Origin of the sequence: Cytobacillus sp. Hz8, from assembly GCF_042263505.1 — a bacterium.
Lineage (GTDB): Bacteria > Bacillota > Bacilli > Bacillales > Cytobacillaceae > Bacillus_BE.
In genome coordinates, this window is sequence record NZ_JBHKFI010000001.1 from 404,867 (window position 1) to 421,789 (window position 16,923).

A 16,923-nucleotide genomic window follows, 5' to 3' on the forward strand; every position below is an offset into this window, starting at 1 on the left:
CCTAAGCAATTATATGGGTAATGGCAAGAAAAAGTGCAAATGAAATGAAAACCATATGGATTGTACGAAGTCTTTTGGATTTTTTGTTTTGCATTAATTTGCTGCCTAGTATTGCAGCTAATACGATAAAAAGGACGGAGCCGAGGCCGATGATCCCTTCTCCTTCTAATTCACCTTCTTTTAGAAACATCAATGCACCATGGAGGATACTTAAAGTTAGGGCGATTAGTCCAATTAAAACATGATTTTTTGTGATGAATTTACCAAAAGAAATGAAGGTATTTTTCCATTTTGAAAATTGGGAAATCAAAGTTTTCAATGACCTTCTAAATGGATAGAGCAGCGCAGCGAATCCCATTGCGATAGCCGTTCCCCAACCAATCATCTTTCCAATTTCCTCTATTGGACCTTCCTTTTCATGATCGCCCTGATAATCACCATATTTTCCATCATCGTGCTTTTCAAAATGATGACCGTCATCATCTGCAAACGCTATAGAATTTGTCACCCCGAATCCAAGTATGAAAATTAAAATTACAGAAGCAAAGATTAATTGAAAATACTTCATCATTAAACCTCCCATTTTTTTCTAAAAGCGATAGTATGTATGTCCTTATTAGGATACTTGCTAAATATGAAAATTGACTGAAAAGTGGCCCTTAAATAGGATTTCATGATCACCATTTTTGAGAGCGTTCAATATTCTAGATATAGAATGCAAATTGCCATATTTTATAAGCATTTGAAAAAAGTATAAAAGGAATGAACAATGATGGAACTTTTCATGTTTAGCTCCATTTGGTTTGATCTAAGTTTCTTTTTCGTAGGAATGATATTTTGGGGACTAATGATTGTTTCGGGATTATATTTTATTGTGGGGCTGGTCAAAAAGTCAGCAAAAGCATTCTTTATAAGCGGATTAGCCTTTTTAATCCCCTCCATTACACTTTCTTCACAGGAAGGCTATTATCTCTTGTTTCTATTATTGCCTTTACTTGCTTTTCTCCTCGCTTTTCTGTTGTGGAGATATATGGACATTCATTAAAAATGTGCGATACTTTGAATCAATAAAGTATCGCTTTTTGATGTGCTTGAATTTAGGAGAAAAAAAGAGTGAATGCTCGTTTATCTATATTAACAGCGAATTGCTATTCGAATAGGGATCACAATACCTCCTGTTGGCTTTATATGAGATGGTTGAAATTTCAAAAAGTAACTTTTTTCATAGAAAAAAGACAGGAGAAGTTCCTGTCATTTCTTTGCAACGAGAATGAGCGCAGGGGAGTTACTTGAGTAATTCTGAAAATCATAATTCCCATAAACGGTTATATCATGAAATCCACAACTTTTTAGGCTAGAAACTAATTGATCTGCTACTGCCGGATACAGCTTTGTCGTATTAATCTTAGCTTTTCCATCCGATGTTAAAGTAGTAGTAAAAAGAACTGTATCCTTAGATATTTCATATTTTCTCTCAAAGGTGAATGTATCTCTTTTTATAATAGGAAAACTAAATTGCTCTTTTGTTAATATATTTTCATAATTCACCGTCTGAATAATCATTACTCCATCATTCGCTAGGGTGAGGTAGGAGTCTCGAAAAAACTGAGTTATTTCCTCTAGGTTGTTTAAGTGAACGAGGGTATTTCCGATACAATAGATCCCGTCATAGATTTCATTCAACTCATTCAATTGCTGCATGTTTTTTCTATAGAGCTTAAGGTGATTTCTGCTCCTAATGATTTTTTTTCGAATTTCTTCTGTAAAGGATGCTTCAGGTTCTAAAGCGGAAACCATGTATCCACTATTAGCAAGGGAAAATGCCATATTGCCTGTCCCTGCTCCAACATCTAATAAGTTTCTTTTCCCCTTGAAACATATGGATAAAAATCGAAAGGCTTTTTCATTAGTAGGAAAAATTTGATCATAATAGGGTGCTAATGTTTCATAAAATGACATGCTTGAATCCCTTTCTTTCAAAATTTCTTTTATTCTATTTTAGTATAAATGAAGCAGATAAGCATACAGATGATGTAAATCATAGATATTGCTTTCTCTAATAATGTTCGCTGAATGTATAAAAAATATCAGATAAAATTTACACGACCGAATATTATAAAGGAGTACATGGGATAAAATACAAAATTTCGGCTATGCGCTAAACAAAAAAGGACCGGGCGGTTTTGTAACGGGTTCCGTAACTATCGCAAAACGTCAATTTACACAGGAAAATGCAAACCAAAATGTAATAAAATGTAGGACAAATGGTAAGGCTAGAGAAATTAAAAAACATTAGCAATAGCAAGGGTTTATACCCTTGCTATTGCTGCTTTTAATGGCTAATTCTTCGGATTGCGAATGACGAATTCTGCTCATTGAGAAGTTTACAAACTATTTTCGCCTTCTCCTTATCAATAACGTGTAGGTATGAGAATTCATAGGCGGAGAATTTCCTGCTAATGTATATAGAGGAAGCTTAAGAAGCCGATATAAGCGGAGATATTCCGATTAACTGCTCTAAATAAGACAAAATATAAAGATTTGGATCATTTAAACGGAAAAACTCCCCTTATTTTTAAGGAAATATGGGTATTTCCCAATATAGACGGAATTTTTCCGTTTATTTTTCATACACAGTAAAATCAACATTCAGATTTAACAGCGGCTAACCTTAAATTTAAGAAAACAATATTTTTTTGTATATTCATTTGCAAGTAAAAATGTAGTGTATTTTGCAACGCTGCACTAGATATTGTGCCCCTACATTTTAATATACAAATTGCCCTACAAATTCTCCAAAAATAATGATCGAACTCCCCTTATATCAACAAAAATCGACCTACAAATTACCATACAATTTGAAGGCCATTTTGCCTTACATTTTTAATGTTTGTGATAGTTTAACGGAACCCGTCAGCGGTTTTGCCCGGTTTTTCTTAATGATCCGAAGTGACTATCCTCTAATTTGTGCGAATGGAGCATGTCAATGCTTGCCGCATTTTCATACTCTATAAAAGGAATTGACAACTTATGAAAAGAAGGTGAAGCAAATGCCGAGAGAAAAGTCCCTTTCTGGATTTAAGAAGGAGGGTGATGGTTATGTTTGGATCTGGAATTATGTTGCCAATGCGCATATGGAAACCGGTTATAAAATAAAATCTTTACTACATTATGAGAAGTCACCATTTCAAGAAATTAGCATCGTGGACTCAAAGGCTTTTGGTAGAATGCTTGTATTGGACGGGACCCCACAAAATTCGATGAGCTTAGGATTTATTTATAATGAAATGATCAGTCATGTCCCAATCGTAACCCACCCGAATCCAAAGCGCATAGGAATGATTGGTGGTGGTGATTGTGGACCTGCGAGAGAAGTTATGAAATATTCTGATGTAGAGGAAATAACAGTTGTCGAACTTGATGAGAAGGTAACGGAAATATGTCGGAAATACTTAACTCCAGAAGTGATATATGAAAATGAATCAAGATTACAGATGGTTCATATGGATGGAATGGATTGGATTCAAGAAAAAAACGGAGAACTCGATATTTTAATGATAGATCGACCAGATCCAGTTGGTCCAGGAAAAAAGCTCTTTAAACCTGAATTTTATCAGCATGTGCATGATGCTCTTACCGAGGACGGCATCGCCGTATTTCAATCTGGATCTCCATTTTATAATATTTCCACATTACAAGGTACGGTGAACAATCTGCGTGAGCTTTTTCCTATTGTGCGCACTTATTTATTTACCATCCCTCTTTTTCCATGTGGAATATGGAGTTTTACCTTAGCTTCGAAAAAATGGGACCCTCTTAATGCCGATTTAAGCAAGTTAAAGGATGAGGAAACTCAGTATATTGACAAGGAGGTATTCTTATCCTCTTTTGTTCTTCCCAAATATGTGAAAAAGATTATCGATAATGGAGAGTGGTAAAATCTTGCCTAGATATAGTTATAACGGAAAAATTTTTGGTGGACTTTCGATCGAAGTCCTCCTTTTTTTTGGAAAATAAATTTGGCTAAAATATATGGAAAGTATATGGATTCTCTTTGCGTATTCTTTTCTGGAATGGGTTTGATCAATCAATCAACTTTGGATTTTTAAAAGCAACAAATAATCATTTCCTTACATTTTTCGTCATGAAAAAGCACTCACAAAAGAAAAGTGCTTCTTCGCCAATCTTCATTTATCTTGCAAGCTATTTTAAATCATTCATAACAATTTCTTGCTGAAATGAAAGCATTATTTTGGATAACAATTCAACTATTTCGGGCAAATGATTTTCTCGTAGTGTTCGGGAAATTTCAATTTGAAAGGTGTGAAAATGCGGCCCATAACCTTTAAAAGTATCTCCATCTCCTAATCTATGATAGAGAATGGATTCATCTCCATTGAAGAAATGATCAAAAATGATTGTGATGTTGGGCAGAACTTTTTGGACGAGAGTCGTGATGGTATGTTGAAACCATTGCAAAACATCAGGGGAACAGGATCGCCCATTTTGGGTTCCAATTTCGATAGCGTAGGGTCCATGGTGCAAATCTCTCATTCCGTGAATAGTTAAATGAAGATAAGGATGAAGACTGGTATTGGTTTCTTGATTTAGAATTCCTAGCTGGAGAAGGTTACTTTTGATTGTCTTTCGGTATTCTTCTAAAGCTTCGTTATTTCTCCCATTTGGTTTTCGGTTAAGATCTGCGATTGTTCTGGAAATTTGACTGATAATCCCGAAGCAACCCGTTTTTTCGATAACTTGCTCGACGATTTGAGCGGTGAAAAGATCCGCTTCCGGAGGCATTGCATGCTGTGCATCCAAATGACTGTATAAATGGTCATGTCCATATTTGTATTTTATAAATTTCAATTGAATAAATGGATGTGGCATTTTTCTATCACCTACTTTCATCCTCTGAACTTTTCGATTCTTAATATTTATTCACCTAAATCAAAAATTGAGGGCATGTCTTTTATGATATTGAATGCATCGAATGTCATTTGGTGCTATGTATTTAGCTTATTAAACTTGTAATTTGACAGGATCCTTTTATTTTTCCACAAGTGGTATTGCATTTGTCTATTTTTTGATGATTTCCTTGAATGGACAGGGTAAAAACACAAGAAAAAACTGCTGAAACCCATATGATAAATTAAACCATGGAATCGTTATGAACGCTTATTTTTGATAGCTTACTTTTAGGAGGTCATACATGTGGAGTCGTTAAAGAACCTGTATAGGTTACCAGAGGATAAGGAACTCACTCTACAAATATTAAAACTAAACAATATCAAAATAACTGAATTTGTTGATGCAAAAACTTCCACATATCCAATCATTGGTCGAAGGTTTGGAAATCATGGAGGAAAAGATGTCACAGTTGTTCATTCAAAGGAACAAGCCTTCGATGAGGGATTTGATTATTTTACTAAACTTTATATTTTCGAACAGGAGTATCGCATGGAAGTAAAAGAATTATCTGTAATTCGTGTACAAAAGAGTGTTCAAGAGAAGGTTGTGAGTAACGAGATTCCAATAAGAATCAAGGAAAATTGGTGGAAATGGGAGGACGTGGACCTCGACGATGTTCTGGAAGAATGGCTGCAAATTGCCATTCGTTCTGCCTATATTACAGGGTCTACTCATGCTTTTGTTAAAATCGGTCTTACCGAGAATGAACAACCCACTGTGATTGCTCTCCGACCTCTTGAAAAGGATAATTCATTAGACACTGTATGTGCGAATTCGTCATTTACGATGGGTGCTGATGTGGAGTTTATGCTTTTCTGCAATGGAGATTTATTACCTGCCTCAGATTTTTTTCCTATAGAAGGTTCAATTGGATGTGACGAGAGACAGATTGAACAGGATAGCGGAGAATACGCGCTTGCTGAAATTCGTCCAGAGCCATCTGAATCACCTCACATGCTTTATTATCGATTAAAACAATTACTTGAAGAGGCAACTGATCTTATTCCCTTTGAAAACATTGAATTTCGAGCAGGAAGTATGCCGTTTTTTGGGTACCAATGTGGTGGACATCTTCATTTTGGGTTACAGCCTACTGTTTCAATATTAAGAGCATTGGATTATTATCTTGCAATCCCACTTGCACTAATCGAAGAGTCAAGTACAAGCAGACGCAGAAGAGCAACAAAGCATGGAGGACTGGGGAGATTTAGGGAAAAACCATATGGCTTTGAATATTTAAGTTTAAGTTCTTGGTTAATTGATCCGAATATTACACTTGCAACGATCTGTCTCGCTAAACTTATTATATTAGAACATCAAAATTTGAATACCTTTCATTTATTTCAACCACTAATTCAAAGGGCCTATTATCAAGGAAATTGCTCTATTCTTTCACTTCTTTGGGAGGATATGAAAAAAAGCCTTTCACAAACCGCAAGTTTTCCACAATTTGAGACAGAAATTACCTATTTATTTGATTTTATTGATGAAAAGAAACCATTATGTGGTGACACAGATATTCGAAAAAGTTGGGGGATGCCAATTTCAGATGAGGTGTATGATCGTGGAGAAATTATCTATATTCCTCGCAAAACAAGGATTAAATTTAATTTAACAGAAGGGGATAAGACTTTTATTTGTGCTGGAAAGTCGCTTGCTGAGGCAGTTATCCGCCCCTATCCTTTTTCATTTCGCAACTCAAACATCATTCAGCTTTCCCCTTCTCTTCGTGAAAAATTATCTCTTCCAACTAATTGGATTCCAAAGGTTGCATCTGCAAATGGTGCCCTTATCTTAGGGCCTATTCTTGGTATATTAGCTGATCGACCATTTGAAAGGCAGGCAACTTATTTTCAGCATTTGAGCAGAATTGCAAAGGAGAGGCAAATGCTCGTATATGTATTTGAACCAAATGATATTCTCTGGGAGCAGCAGTTAATTAAAGGAACTACTATAGATGGAGACGGGATTTTCCCATTTCCTGCTGTTATTTATGATCGTTATTTTCACAATAAGTTAAAACGAGGGAAGGAAATCGATGAATTACGTGCTAAATTACAATTTATCCATCAGATTCCATTTATTAATCCACCTTCCTTGTTTGAATTAACAGGAAACAAATGGGCTTCCCATCAAATTTTATCGGAGAATCATGAGGAATATCTTCCAGATGCAAGATTGCTTGAACATCCATCTGATATAGAGGAAATGTTAGATCTACATGGCGAAATTTTCATCAAACCACTTGGAGGCGCCTTAAGTAATGGAATTTATCGAGTGATACAAAATACGATGGGAATCTATTGGATGAACCTAGAAACTCGGGGCTTTCAGCAATTAAAAGGAGTGGAGGAGTTAGTTTCTATATTTTTTCCGCTTAAGAAAAACAAGCAATATTTAGTTCAAGAAGCTATTAAACGCAAAAAATTGAAAGGAAATTATGTGGAATTACGGTGTTATATGCAAAAAAATGGCAAGCAAAAATGGGTAAGAACGGGGATGGTTGCCCGACTTTCCAATGAGGGAGTTATGTCGGAGGATACCGAAATTAACAGGAAATCAAGCTATGTTCTCAATCAGTTATATGAGAACCCAGCAGAAGTACGAGAGATTCGAGAGCAGATTGCTAAAGTAACGAAAAGTGTAGTGGAAACCATTGAAGAGAGCATTGGCCCCTTTGGTGAATTGGCTGTAGATCTATGCATCGATGGCCATGACAAAATAAAAATTCTCGAAATGAATGCCAAGCCAGATAATTTATTTGCTCAGGTTCAAGCTTATAAACTGAGACATTTGGCTGCTACTAGATTGTTAAATTATGCGACCTCTTTAACAGAATATGAGATAGATGATCTTTAAGACGAAAGATAAGGAGGGATATAGGAATGAAACATTTGCCATTAAACGAGATTGTACAACAAATTCAAGGGCGCATCGTGTGGGGCTCTAACAATCCAATAATTAAGCATGTCATCAAATGGACAAATAAGGAAATTAAAGATCATACCCTTTTATTTCATCTTCGAAAGGATCAAATCAATGGGAAATATTGGCGTGACAATGAAGAAATTGCGGTTGTAACGGAATCTCCTGAGCAATGTCAAGAATTAGGGAACAATATTGTTCTTGTCGTCGTTGATGATGTGCAAGAGGCTTATTATAGATTTATCGATTATTATCGGAGCCTTTTTGACATTCCCATCATCGGTGTTACAGGAACATGCGGAAAAACAACGACAAAGGAAATGATTGCGACCATTTTAGAAGCGGAGTTTGAAACAGAGAGTACATGGATGAGCATGAATTCCATGAGTGTGAATTTACGCTATCTTCTTAGATTGGATGATGAAACTGAAGCTGCAGTATATGAAATGCCTGTCGCCTATCCAGGTTATTTACGGATAGCCTGCCGTTATTTTAAACCACAGATTCGGATCTTGTTAAATATTGGTATCCATCATTTGGCTGATAGCGAAACACCTGAAGCGTATATGAAGGCAAAGGGGGAAATTGTTGACGGTCTAGATCCTGTTAAGGGCATTCTCATTCTTAATCAAGATGATGAAAATATAGAAAAGATAATTGATGTGACCCCTTTCCAAAATGTAGTTTACTTTGGTAAAAAGGAATCGGCTCATTTTCATGCAACAGAAATTCGATATGCAAAACAAGGAATGGAATTTACTTTATGCCATGAAAATAGTTCATATGAAGTTTTTGTCCCGGGATTAGGCGAGCACAATGTTTATAATGCTATGGCTGCGATTGCAGCTACCTCTTTTGTTGGAATAGATATAGAAAAGGCCATTTCACGGCTTGCTCAATTTGAGCAAATCGAGGAGCACCTTGAATTTAAGAAGGGGGTTAATGGATGTACGGTCATAGATGATACATGGAATTCAGCTCCACTTTCAATGGAGACAGGACTACAAGTATTGAAGGATGTATCTAAGCAATTGACATCCATTGCTTTTTTAGGGTATATGCCTCAGCTTGGAGATAGTCACTATGCAGTAGAGCAATATCAAAAAATAGGTGAAAAAGCGGTCGAAACGGGTGTTGATTGGTTAATTGTCGTAGGCGACGAAGCGAAGCCTATTGGACATAGAGCATTAGAGCTTGGGATGGATAAGAACAAGGTTTATTTCTGTGAAGAAGGAATGGATATCTATGAAATTATCAAGGATCAGTTAAATGAAGAAACTGTTTTGTTATTAAAGATAACGCATCGGGTGATGGTGCGCTCTGATTTTATAAAATTGAAAAATTGGTTGCTTCCTATAGATAAGAATTAAGCGGATGGAGGGAAGAAGATGAAGAAAACGACGCAATTACGAAACTTGATTAATAGTCATCAATTGGAACTGCTTATGGAGGCTCATAATGGTTTGAGTGCCAAAATTGTTGAAGAAGCCGGATTTAAAGGAATATGGGCAAGCGGCTTATCCATGTCAGCTGCAATGGGTGTTCGAGATAATAATGAGGCATCGTGGACACAAGTAATGGAAGTTTTAGAGTTTATGAGTGATGCAACCTCCATCCCGATTTTATTAGATGGTGATACAGGATATGGTAATTTTAATAATGCTCGGAGGCTAGTGAGAAAGCTAGAGCAAAGAAATATCGCTGGTGTTTGTATCGAGGATAAACAATTTCCAAAGACAAATTCCTTTATAAAAGGGGAAGCACAGCCCTTAGCAGACATGGATGAATTTAGTAATAAAATAAGGGCGATGAAGGACACGCAAAAGGATGATGATTTTGTTGTTATCTCAAGAATTGAAGCTCTTATTGCTGGTTGGGGACTTGAAGAGGCTTTGAAACGTGCAGAGGCATATAGAAAAGCAGGGACGGATGCCATCCTTATTCATAGTAAGAGAAATGATTTTGTTGAAATCGAAGCCTTTATGAAAGAATGGGGAAGCCGTCTTCCAGTGGTCATCGTTCCAACGAAATACTTTTCGGTTCCAACCGGTAAATTTCGGGAGTTTGGAATTAGTCTTGCGATTTGGGCTAATCATAATTTAAGAGCATCCATTGCAGCGATGGAACAAATAACTAAACAAATCTTTTTAGAAGAAACTCTTATCAATGCGGAAAAGAATGTTGCTTCACTTGAAAGAGTGTTTCAGTTACAAGAGGCGGAAGAACTTGCTCAAGCGGAAAAACGATATCTTTCAATGAATGGTAATCAATCGAATGCGATGATTCTTTTAAGGAATTCAACAATGGCTTCCCAAGCTCTTTTAGGAAAACAAATTCACCAGATGAAGGCAAAAGGGATTAAGGAAGTCCAGGTGGTTGATCTTAATGGGAGTGAAAATGTCATACCTTCTCTTATAAAGGAAAGCGATTTTCTAAGGGGAAATACGATTATTGCTAATGGTGATCTATTTTATAAGCCCCATATCATCGAGGACTTAATGAATGATACTAATGATATTACGATTGTTGTCGATGCTGATGTAGAACCCGGAATGGAAAAAAGATATATAACAGCTAATCAAGCTTATTCAAAAGAGTTATGGTTTAAACCTGTTCAACTCATTGAGATGAAAGAGCAATGGACCGATGATGATATTCATGGGGAATTTATTGGGCTTTGGAAGGTATCAGAAAATGGGGCGGTAAAAGTAAAAAAAGCTCTGGATACTTTATCCCAAAAAGAAGATGAAAAATTATTAACCTATCCCCATCTTTTTAACTATTTACGAGAATACCTCTCCATTTCGGTTCAATATATAAAAGGAGGGTGGCTTGATTACAAAGGCTACCAAGAATTTCAAAATAACGGTGAAATCATATGATAAATACAGAATTATTTGGTGGATATCTAAAAAATTTTGGCTTCAATCTCTTTACTGGAGTTCCCTGTTCTTTTCTAAAACCTCTTATCAATTTTGCCATTAACGAGTGTGAATATATTCCAGCCGTTAATGAAGGAGAAGCGGTTGCAATCTCTGCAGGAGCAAGGATAGGTGGAAGGAAATCTGTCGTTCTAATGCAAAATTCTGGACTAACTAACGCTTCTTCACCATTAACCTCTTTAATTCAGCCCTTTCGAATTCCCATTCTTGGTTTTGTCAGTCTTCGTGGAGAACCTGGATTAATGGATGAGCCTCAGCATGAAATAATGGGAGAAATTACAGGAGAACTGCTGTCATTAATGAAGGTGAAATGGGAGTATTTAGCAAATGAAATGGAGGAAGCATTAAAGCAACTACAAAGGGCAACTATTATTTTAGAGAATAATCAGCCTTTTTTCTTTATCGTGAAGAAAAATACTTTTGCCAACGTAAATCTGCAAAAACAAATGAAGATAGCCACAAAAAATCAATGCAAAATGGGAAAAAAAGCAGAGGATCAGTTTCCAACAAGAATGGAGGCATTAAACCGGATTAATGCCTTAAAAGGAGAAAACACCATTCAACTTGCGACAACAGGAAAAACAGGAAGAGAATTATATGAAATCGAGGACGTCCCTAATAATTTTTACATGGTAGGGTCAATGGGCTGTATTAGCTCACTTGGTTTAGGTCTCTCAATAACCAAAAAAGAAAAAGAAATTATTGCGATTGATGGGGATGGAGCACTCTTAATGCGTATGGGCTCTCTTGCGACAAATGGTTATCAAAACCCGAAAAATCTTCTTCATATTTTGCTAGATAATGGGTCACACGATTCTACTGGTGGTCAGGCAACTGTTTCCCACAATGTTGATTTTGTTGGAATCGCGGCCTGCAGTGGCTATGCAAATGCCATTTATGTCCATAATCTTGATGAATTAACCCAATATATTCAAGCATGGAAACAAGAGCAAAAACTGACGTTTCTATATATAAAGATTGCAAAAGGCTCTATGAATGGTGTTGGTAGGCCAAAAGAAAAACCTTTTGAAGTAAAGGAAAGATTGCAGGTGTTTTTAAATGACTAAGCTTGCGGTAATTGTGGCGGCAGGTTTAGGAAGTCGATTAGGGGAAAGGACTGCTAATTATCCAAAGGGTTTTCTTGAATTGGATGGCAAGCCGATTATTGAGCACTCGATTGAAAAGCTATTAGAGAGTGGAATTGAAAAGGTGATTATTGGTACGGGTTATAAGCATGAGCAATATGAAGCATTAGCAAGTAAATTTCCACAAATTACTTGTGTATTTAACCCAATCTATGAACTCAGCGGGAGTATGCGCACACTTTACTTGTGCAAGAAACAAATAACCGAAGATTTTCTATTACTTGAATCAGATCTAATCTATGAAAAAAAAGCCATTCAAATGATTTTAAAAAGTGAGGAAAGAAACGTTATTTTAGCAAGTGAATTTACCCATTCTGGGGATGAGGTTTTTATTGAAATGAGTGTCAAAGGTAAACTCGTTAATTTGTCTAAACATAGAGAAGAATTGGCTTCAACTAATGCGGAATTGATGGGGATTTCGAAAATTTCCCATTCTTCTTTCCGTAAAATGTGTTCTTTTGCGGAGAAAGAATGGAGCAATCCTTTTAAAATGGATTATGAACGGGCCCTTGTTGGAATCTCAGAAACAGAAGAATTTGAAATTCTTAAGCTCTCCGATGTGGCTTGGTGCGAGATAGATGATGAATCTCAATGGAATCGTGCGTTTCATGTCATCTATCCAATTATTCAATCAAAGGAAGCACTCCCTGTATTCAATATCCCTCGAAACATTCTCTTAAATCCTGGTCCAGCAACAACAACTAATACGGTAAAGTTTGCCCAAGTCGTTGCAGATATCTGTCCGAGAGAGCAAGAATTTGGAGAATTAATGGAATGGATTTCAAGGGAAATAACCCAATTTGTCGCTTCTACTAATGATTATACAACGATATTATTTGGTGGATCAGGAACAGCCGCAGTGGAATCAATCATAAGTTCAGTGATCGCTGATGAAGGAATTCTAATCATCAATAATGGTGCGTATGGCAGGCGAATGTGTGAGATGGCTGAGGTATATCAATTGCCAAATTTAATTTTTGAAAGTTCAAGTGATTCTCCTATAGACATGGATCGTTTAGAGAAATGTATTCAAAATAACATAAACATCATCTCTCATCTTGCTGTCGTTCATAATGAAACGACGACGGGTCTTCTCAATCCAATCGAAGAGCTAGGAGAGCTATGTAAAAAGTACAATATCCAATTAATTGTTGATGCGATGAGTTCCTTCGCAGCGATTCCTATAGATATGGAAAAGATGAATATCAGTTATTTAGCTGCAAGTGCAAATAAGAATTTACAAGGGATGGCTGGAGTTTCATTTGTTATTTCAAGAAAAATGGATTTAGAAAAGACCAACCATAATCGCCCACGTAATTTATACCTCCACTTATATTCTCAATATCGACATTTTAAATTAACAAAGCAAATGCGATTTACCCCACCTGTTCAAACATTATATGCTCTAAAGCAAGCCATTTTAGAAACAAAATGGGAAGGAATTGAAAACCGATATGCAAGGTATACCGAAATGTGGCAGATCCTGATTGAAGGAATCACCAATCTGGGACTCGAGTATATCGTTGAAAAAAAGAATCATTCCAAAATTATTACAGCTATTAAAGAACCAACTGATTCAAATTATGATTTTGAACGGATGCATGAATTTTTCTATGAAAATGGCATTACGATTTACCCGGGAAAATTGGAAAATCAGAAGACCTTTCGAGTTGCCAATATCGGTCAAGTAAATCGGGGGGATATTGAGCGCTTTGTAATTCTTTTAGAGACATATTTACTTACATTGAAAGGGAGGGAGTGAATTCATTTGACAAGTTATAAGCACAAACTGGCAGTCGCAACTTTAGTGTGGAATAAACATAAGAAAATTCTTTTAGTAAAAAACCATATTCGTGGCTGGGAGTTTCCTGGAGGCTATGTAGAACGGGGGGAATCAATTAAAGAGGCAGCTATCCGAGAAGTAAAAGAAGAAACTGGAATGAATATTAAGATTACAGGTATTTATGGAATGGATCAGGATATGAAAGAATCAACTTTGGTTGTTATATTTGCTGGAAAAATTATTAATGGAACATTAGCCGCCTCCCATGAAAGCCTGGAAGTTGGTTTTTTTACCGTAGATGAGGCAAAAAGAATGATTACCTCTGAACATTTTAAGGAAAGAATGATACGTTGTCTAAGTAAAAATCGATCTCCTTTTATTAAAGAAATCAAATAAATGATCTGGAGCCTCATCTATTATGTAATAGGGGGCTTCAGAAAAAATTGAGGAGGTAATAAATTTATAAAAAAGTATGGATTCAATTAAAATAAATTTCGAGAATAGCTCGGCCATCTTCAAGTTCCTCTCTGTCCACTCACAAAAATTAATCTCTTCATTTATTAATTTACTCCATTATCCCAAAAAGATTTTTTGTATAAGCATTAAGAAACATTCCTTCCGGATCCAGTTTTTTGCGAACTTCAAGAAAATCATTAAATTTAGGATAAAGTAATTGTAATTCCTTAAAAGAGAGGTTATGTAGCTTTCCCCAATGGGGTCGTCCCTCATATTTCTTCATGATCTCTTCCATATCACGAAAATAGTCATGATAAGGCATTCCTTTATACATATGGAATGCGATATAGGCGGAATCACGTTGATAGGAGGGACTAAGCCAAATATCGTCCTCTTTCACTGTCCGGCATTCAATTGGAAAATGAACATGATATCCCTTTTGTTCCATGTATGCACGAACTTCCTCCAAAGCAATTTTTAATGAAAAAAGTGGAATACAGTACTCCATTTCTCTGAAACGAACAAGTCTAGGCGTTGCAAATAGTCGGTAACTGTAAGAGGTGATGGAGGCTGTTCCAACGCCCCATGCAGATAAGCGGCTAATGTAACGACTGCTTTTTGGAAACCATTTACATATCTTTGAGAGAAGTAAAAAGAAGTAGTTTTCGAGAATAAGATTTTTAAGCTGTTGCTTTTTTAAACCCTGTGGTCTTTGATTAGTCTCATTCATCTTTTTGACTTGCACAGTATTGGAATAGGGAAAGAGATAAAATTCAAAATGACGATTATTGAGAATATAGGCATCTAATTTTTGAATGAGCTGATCATAATTAACTTTCTTACATTGATAGATATAGATGGGGGCTTCGATGATTTTTAATGTTACTTTGACGATAATTCCAAGGCAACCTAACGAAACGAGACTTGCCTGAAAAAAATGTGGCTGTTTATAAGCAGAAAGAGTTAAACATTCTCCATTTGCAGTTAAAAGGGTTAATTCAATTACTTGTGTTGAGAGATTTCCAAATTGTAAACCGGTTCCGTGTGTTCCTGTTGAAAGAGCCCCAGCAATGCTTTGAACGTTGATGTCCCCAAGATTTTCTTGTGAATATCCTCTTTTTCCAAGCTCTTTTCCAATCGTATATAATCTTGTTCCTCCAAGAACAGTAACGGTAGATTTCTCTTTGTTAAGAGATTCGATGCCGCTTAAAGAATCTAGTGAAATGATCCACTCGTTTGTTTTTAGTAAGCTGGTAAAAGAATGCCCTGCACCAGCAACACGTATCGTTTTCTTATATTCTTTGGCTTCCTTGACAATGGTAGAAAGTTCTTCAAGCGATGTAGGGTAGAATATTTGATCGGGCTTATTCTCAACTGTATGCGACCAGTTTCTCCAACGCTGACCTTTTAGTGTCCTCATAAAAAGCATCCTCCTTCACCACGATAGGTAGGGTAACTTTGAACGATTTGTCCATCAGAAAAACAGATTATTTCATTGAAGCGTTCGCAAATCTCCCCCGCTTTTGCAGCCCGAAAAATGATGGCATCCCCAATTTCTAATGAAGGTTGATTTTCATAGTAAACGGGAGTTTGTACTTCTCCTGCTGCTTCTAGGGGCAAGAGCTTACCTCCCATGGGATAAATCGGTTGGGGAACTTTATCTTGCCCAGGTGGTCCTGAAGCAATATATCCTCCGCCAAGACAGGTGAAAATAGTGGCGGTAGGTTTTCTGACAATCGGAAGAGCAAAAAATAGGGAAGGCTTGTACTGAAAATCAGAATAATAATCAAATAGCAAAGGAGAATAAAAACCCGAGCCGACGGTAATTTCTGTTACCACTTCCTCTGTAGAGGTGGTAAGGATACTACCGGTTCCCCCGCCATTGACTAAAGTGAGCTCAAATTCTTCATTTTTAATTGTCTCTACGAAGTTTTGCCTTCGAAAGACGATTTCATTTAGCGATCGGTTCTTTAAAAAAGTGATTATTTTATTTTTTATATGAGCTCCAGGTACATTGTCTCCAACACCGGCAATTTGCGCCTCATAACCCATAAATCCAACGATAGTGAGATGATCCGTTTCTTTAATTTTTTCTAGCAAAGGTAATAGCTGCTGTTCTTGATGAATGGGGGATCTACGAACACCGAAATGAAAGCCACTAAATCTTGAGCTCATGTCCCCATCTATGCATAAATAGAATAGACCATCTACTTCCTTTGCAAGCTGCTCCAGATAGATAAGATGTTCAAGTGAATCAATCATACAGATGAATTGCTTTCCGGAAAGATTCCTTCTTGCCATTTGCCTCAATGCGTCATTATCCCAGCAAGGGTAGCCGAGCAATATATCATCAAACCCTTTTTCCTCTAGAAAGAGTGCTTCCTTTGGGCTAAAGCACATAAGCCCTTGAAAAGTAGAACTGGATTGGAGAATTCTTCGGAGAACAGGGACAGAACGAATGGATTTTGTTGCAATTCTAATGGTTTTTCCCTGTGCTTTTGCAGCTATGGTACGACAGTTTTCATCAAAGACTTTTATATCCAATAGTAAGGCAGGAAGGGGGATGTCTCTCAATGCCTTATGAATCAACACAATAGCACCTCATTTCAAAATACTTCTTCATTTTATATATATTCCTTCTTTGTTGAGGTGATGAGGAAAAAGGAAAAAAAATCTTCATTTGAATTAGGAGGTACACTGA

Annotated in this window: 12 protein-coding genes; 7 read left to right on the forward strand and 5 right to left on the reverse strand. The window is 36.5% G+C overall.

Features of this window, described 5'->3' with window-relative positions:
* Position 1: 1 nt before the first annotated feature.
* Together ACE38V_RS02000 and ACE38V_RS02005 are read right to left on the reverse strand one after the other, a co-directional pair.
* Positions 2 to 568, reverse strand: coding sequence for a hypothetical protein (locus tag ACE38V_RS02000; protein WP_375839460.1), 567 nt, complete (start codon positions 566 to 568; stop codon positions 2 to 4).
* A gap of 683 nt (positions 569 to 1,251) precedes the next feature.
* The gene (locus tag ACE38V_RS02005; RefSeq protein WP_375839461.1) at positions 1,252 to 1,959 is read right to left on the reverse strand and encodes a class I SAM-dependent methyltransferase; all 708 of its coding nucleotides are present in this window, start codon (positions 1,957 to 1,959) and stop codon (positions 1,252 to 1,254) included.
* 1,091 nt (positions 1,960 to 3,050) lie between these two features.
* Here ACE38V_RS02005 and speE point away from each other — a divergent pair.
* Entirely contained in the window at positions 3,051 to 3,938 is an 888-nt protein-coding gene (speE, locus tag ACE38V_RS02010; RefSeq protein ID WP_375839462.1) for a polyamine aminopropyltransferase, read from the forward strand.
* Positions 3,939 to 4,203: 265 nt separating this feature from the next.
* On the opposite strand, the gene ACE38V_RS02015 is transcribed toward speE, so the two are convergent.
* Positions 4,204 to 4,890 carry a hypothetical protein gene (locus ACE38V_RS02015; RefSeq protein ID WP_375839463.1) on the reverse strand — a complete coding sequence of 229 codons (687 nt, stop codon included), beginning with the start codon at positions 4,888 to 4,890 and terminating at the stop codon, positions 4,204 to 4,206.
* Between the two features lie 324 nt (positions 4,891 to 5,214).
* On the opposite strand from ACE38V_RS02015, the gene ACE38V_RS02020 reads away from it, so the two are divergent.
* From ACE38V_RS02020 to ACE38V_RS02045, 6 genes are read left to right on the forward strand one after another with little or no spacing between them, the layout of a single operon-like run.
* Entirely contained in the window at positions 5,215 to 7,830 is a 2,616-nt protein-coding gene (locus tag ACE38V_RS02020; protein ID WP_375839464.1) for a putative amidoligase domain-containing protein, read from the forward strand.
* A gap of 26 nt (positions 7,831 to 7,856) precedes the next feature.
* Entirely contained in the window at positions 7,857 to 9,266 is a 1,410-nt protein-coding gene (locus ACE38V_RS02025) for a Mur ligase family protein (protein WP_375839465.1), read from the forward strand.
* An 18-nt stretch (positions 9,267 to 9,284) separates the two neighbouring features.
* Positions 9,285 to 10,778: a phosphoenolpyruvate mutase gene (gene aepX / locus ACE38V_RS02030; protein ID WP_375839466.1), complete on the forward strand. Its 1,494-nt coding sequence runs from the start codon at positions 9,285 to 9,287 to the stop codon at positions 10,776 to 10,778.
* Complete coding sequence (aepY, locus tag ACE38V_RS02035; protein WP_375839467.1) at positions 10,775 to 11,905, forward strand: phosphonopyruvate decarboxylase; 1,131 nt, start codon at positions 10,775 to 10,777, stop codon at positions 11,903 to 11,905. The genes aepX and aepY overlap by 4 nt, the downstream gene beginning before the upstream one ends.
* Entirely contained in the window at positions 11,898 to 13,745 is a 1,848-nt protein-coding gene (locus tag ACE38V_RS02040; protein ID WP_375839468.1) for a 2-aminoethylphosphonate aminotransferase, read from the forward strand. The genes aepY and ACE38V_RS02040 overlap by 8 nt, the downstream gene beginning before the upstream one ends.
* A 6-nt stretch (positions 13,746 to 13,751) precedes the next feature.
* On the forward strand, positions 13,752 to 14,162 hold the full coding sequence (locus tag ACE38V_RS02045; protein ID WP_375839469.1) for an NUDIX hydrolase: 411 nt from the start codon (positions 13,752 to 13,754) through the stop codon (positions 14,160 to 14,162).
* Positions 14,163 to 14,331: 169 nt separating this feature from the next.
* On the opposite strand, the gene ACE38V_RS02050 is transcribed toward ACE38V_RS02045, so the two are convergent.
* On the reverse strand, positions 14,332 to 15,642 hold the full coding sequence (locus tag ACE38V_RS02050; protein ID WP_375839470.1) for a D-arabinono-1,4-lactone oxidase: 1,311 nt from the start codon (positions 15,640 to 15,642) through the stop codon (positions 14,332 to 14,334).
* On the reverse strand, positions 15,639 to 16,811 hold the full coding sequence (locus ACE38V_RS02055; RefSeq protein ID WP_375839658.1) for an amino acid deaminase/aldolase: 1,173 nt from the start codon (positions 16,809 to 16,811) through the stop codon (positions 15,639 to 15,641). The genes ACE38V_RS02050 and ACE38V_RS02055 overlap by 4 nt, the downstream gene beginning before the upstream one ends.
* Positions 16,812 to 16,923 lie beyond the last annotated feature (112 nt).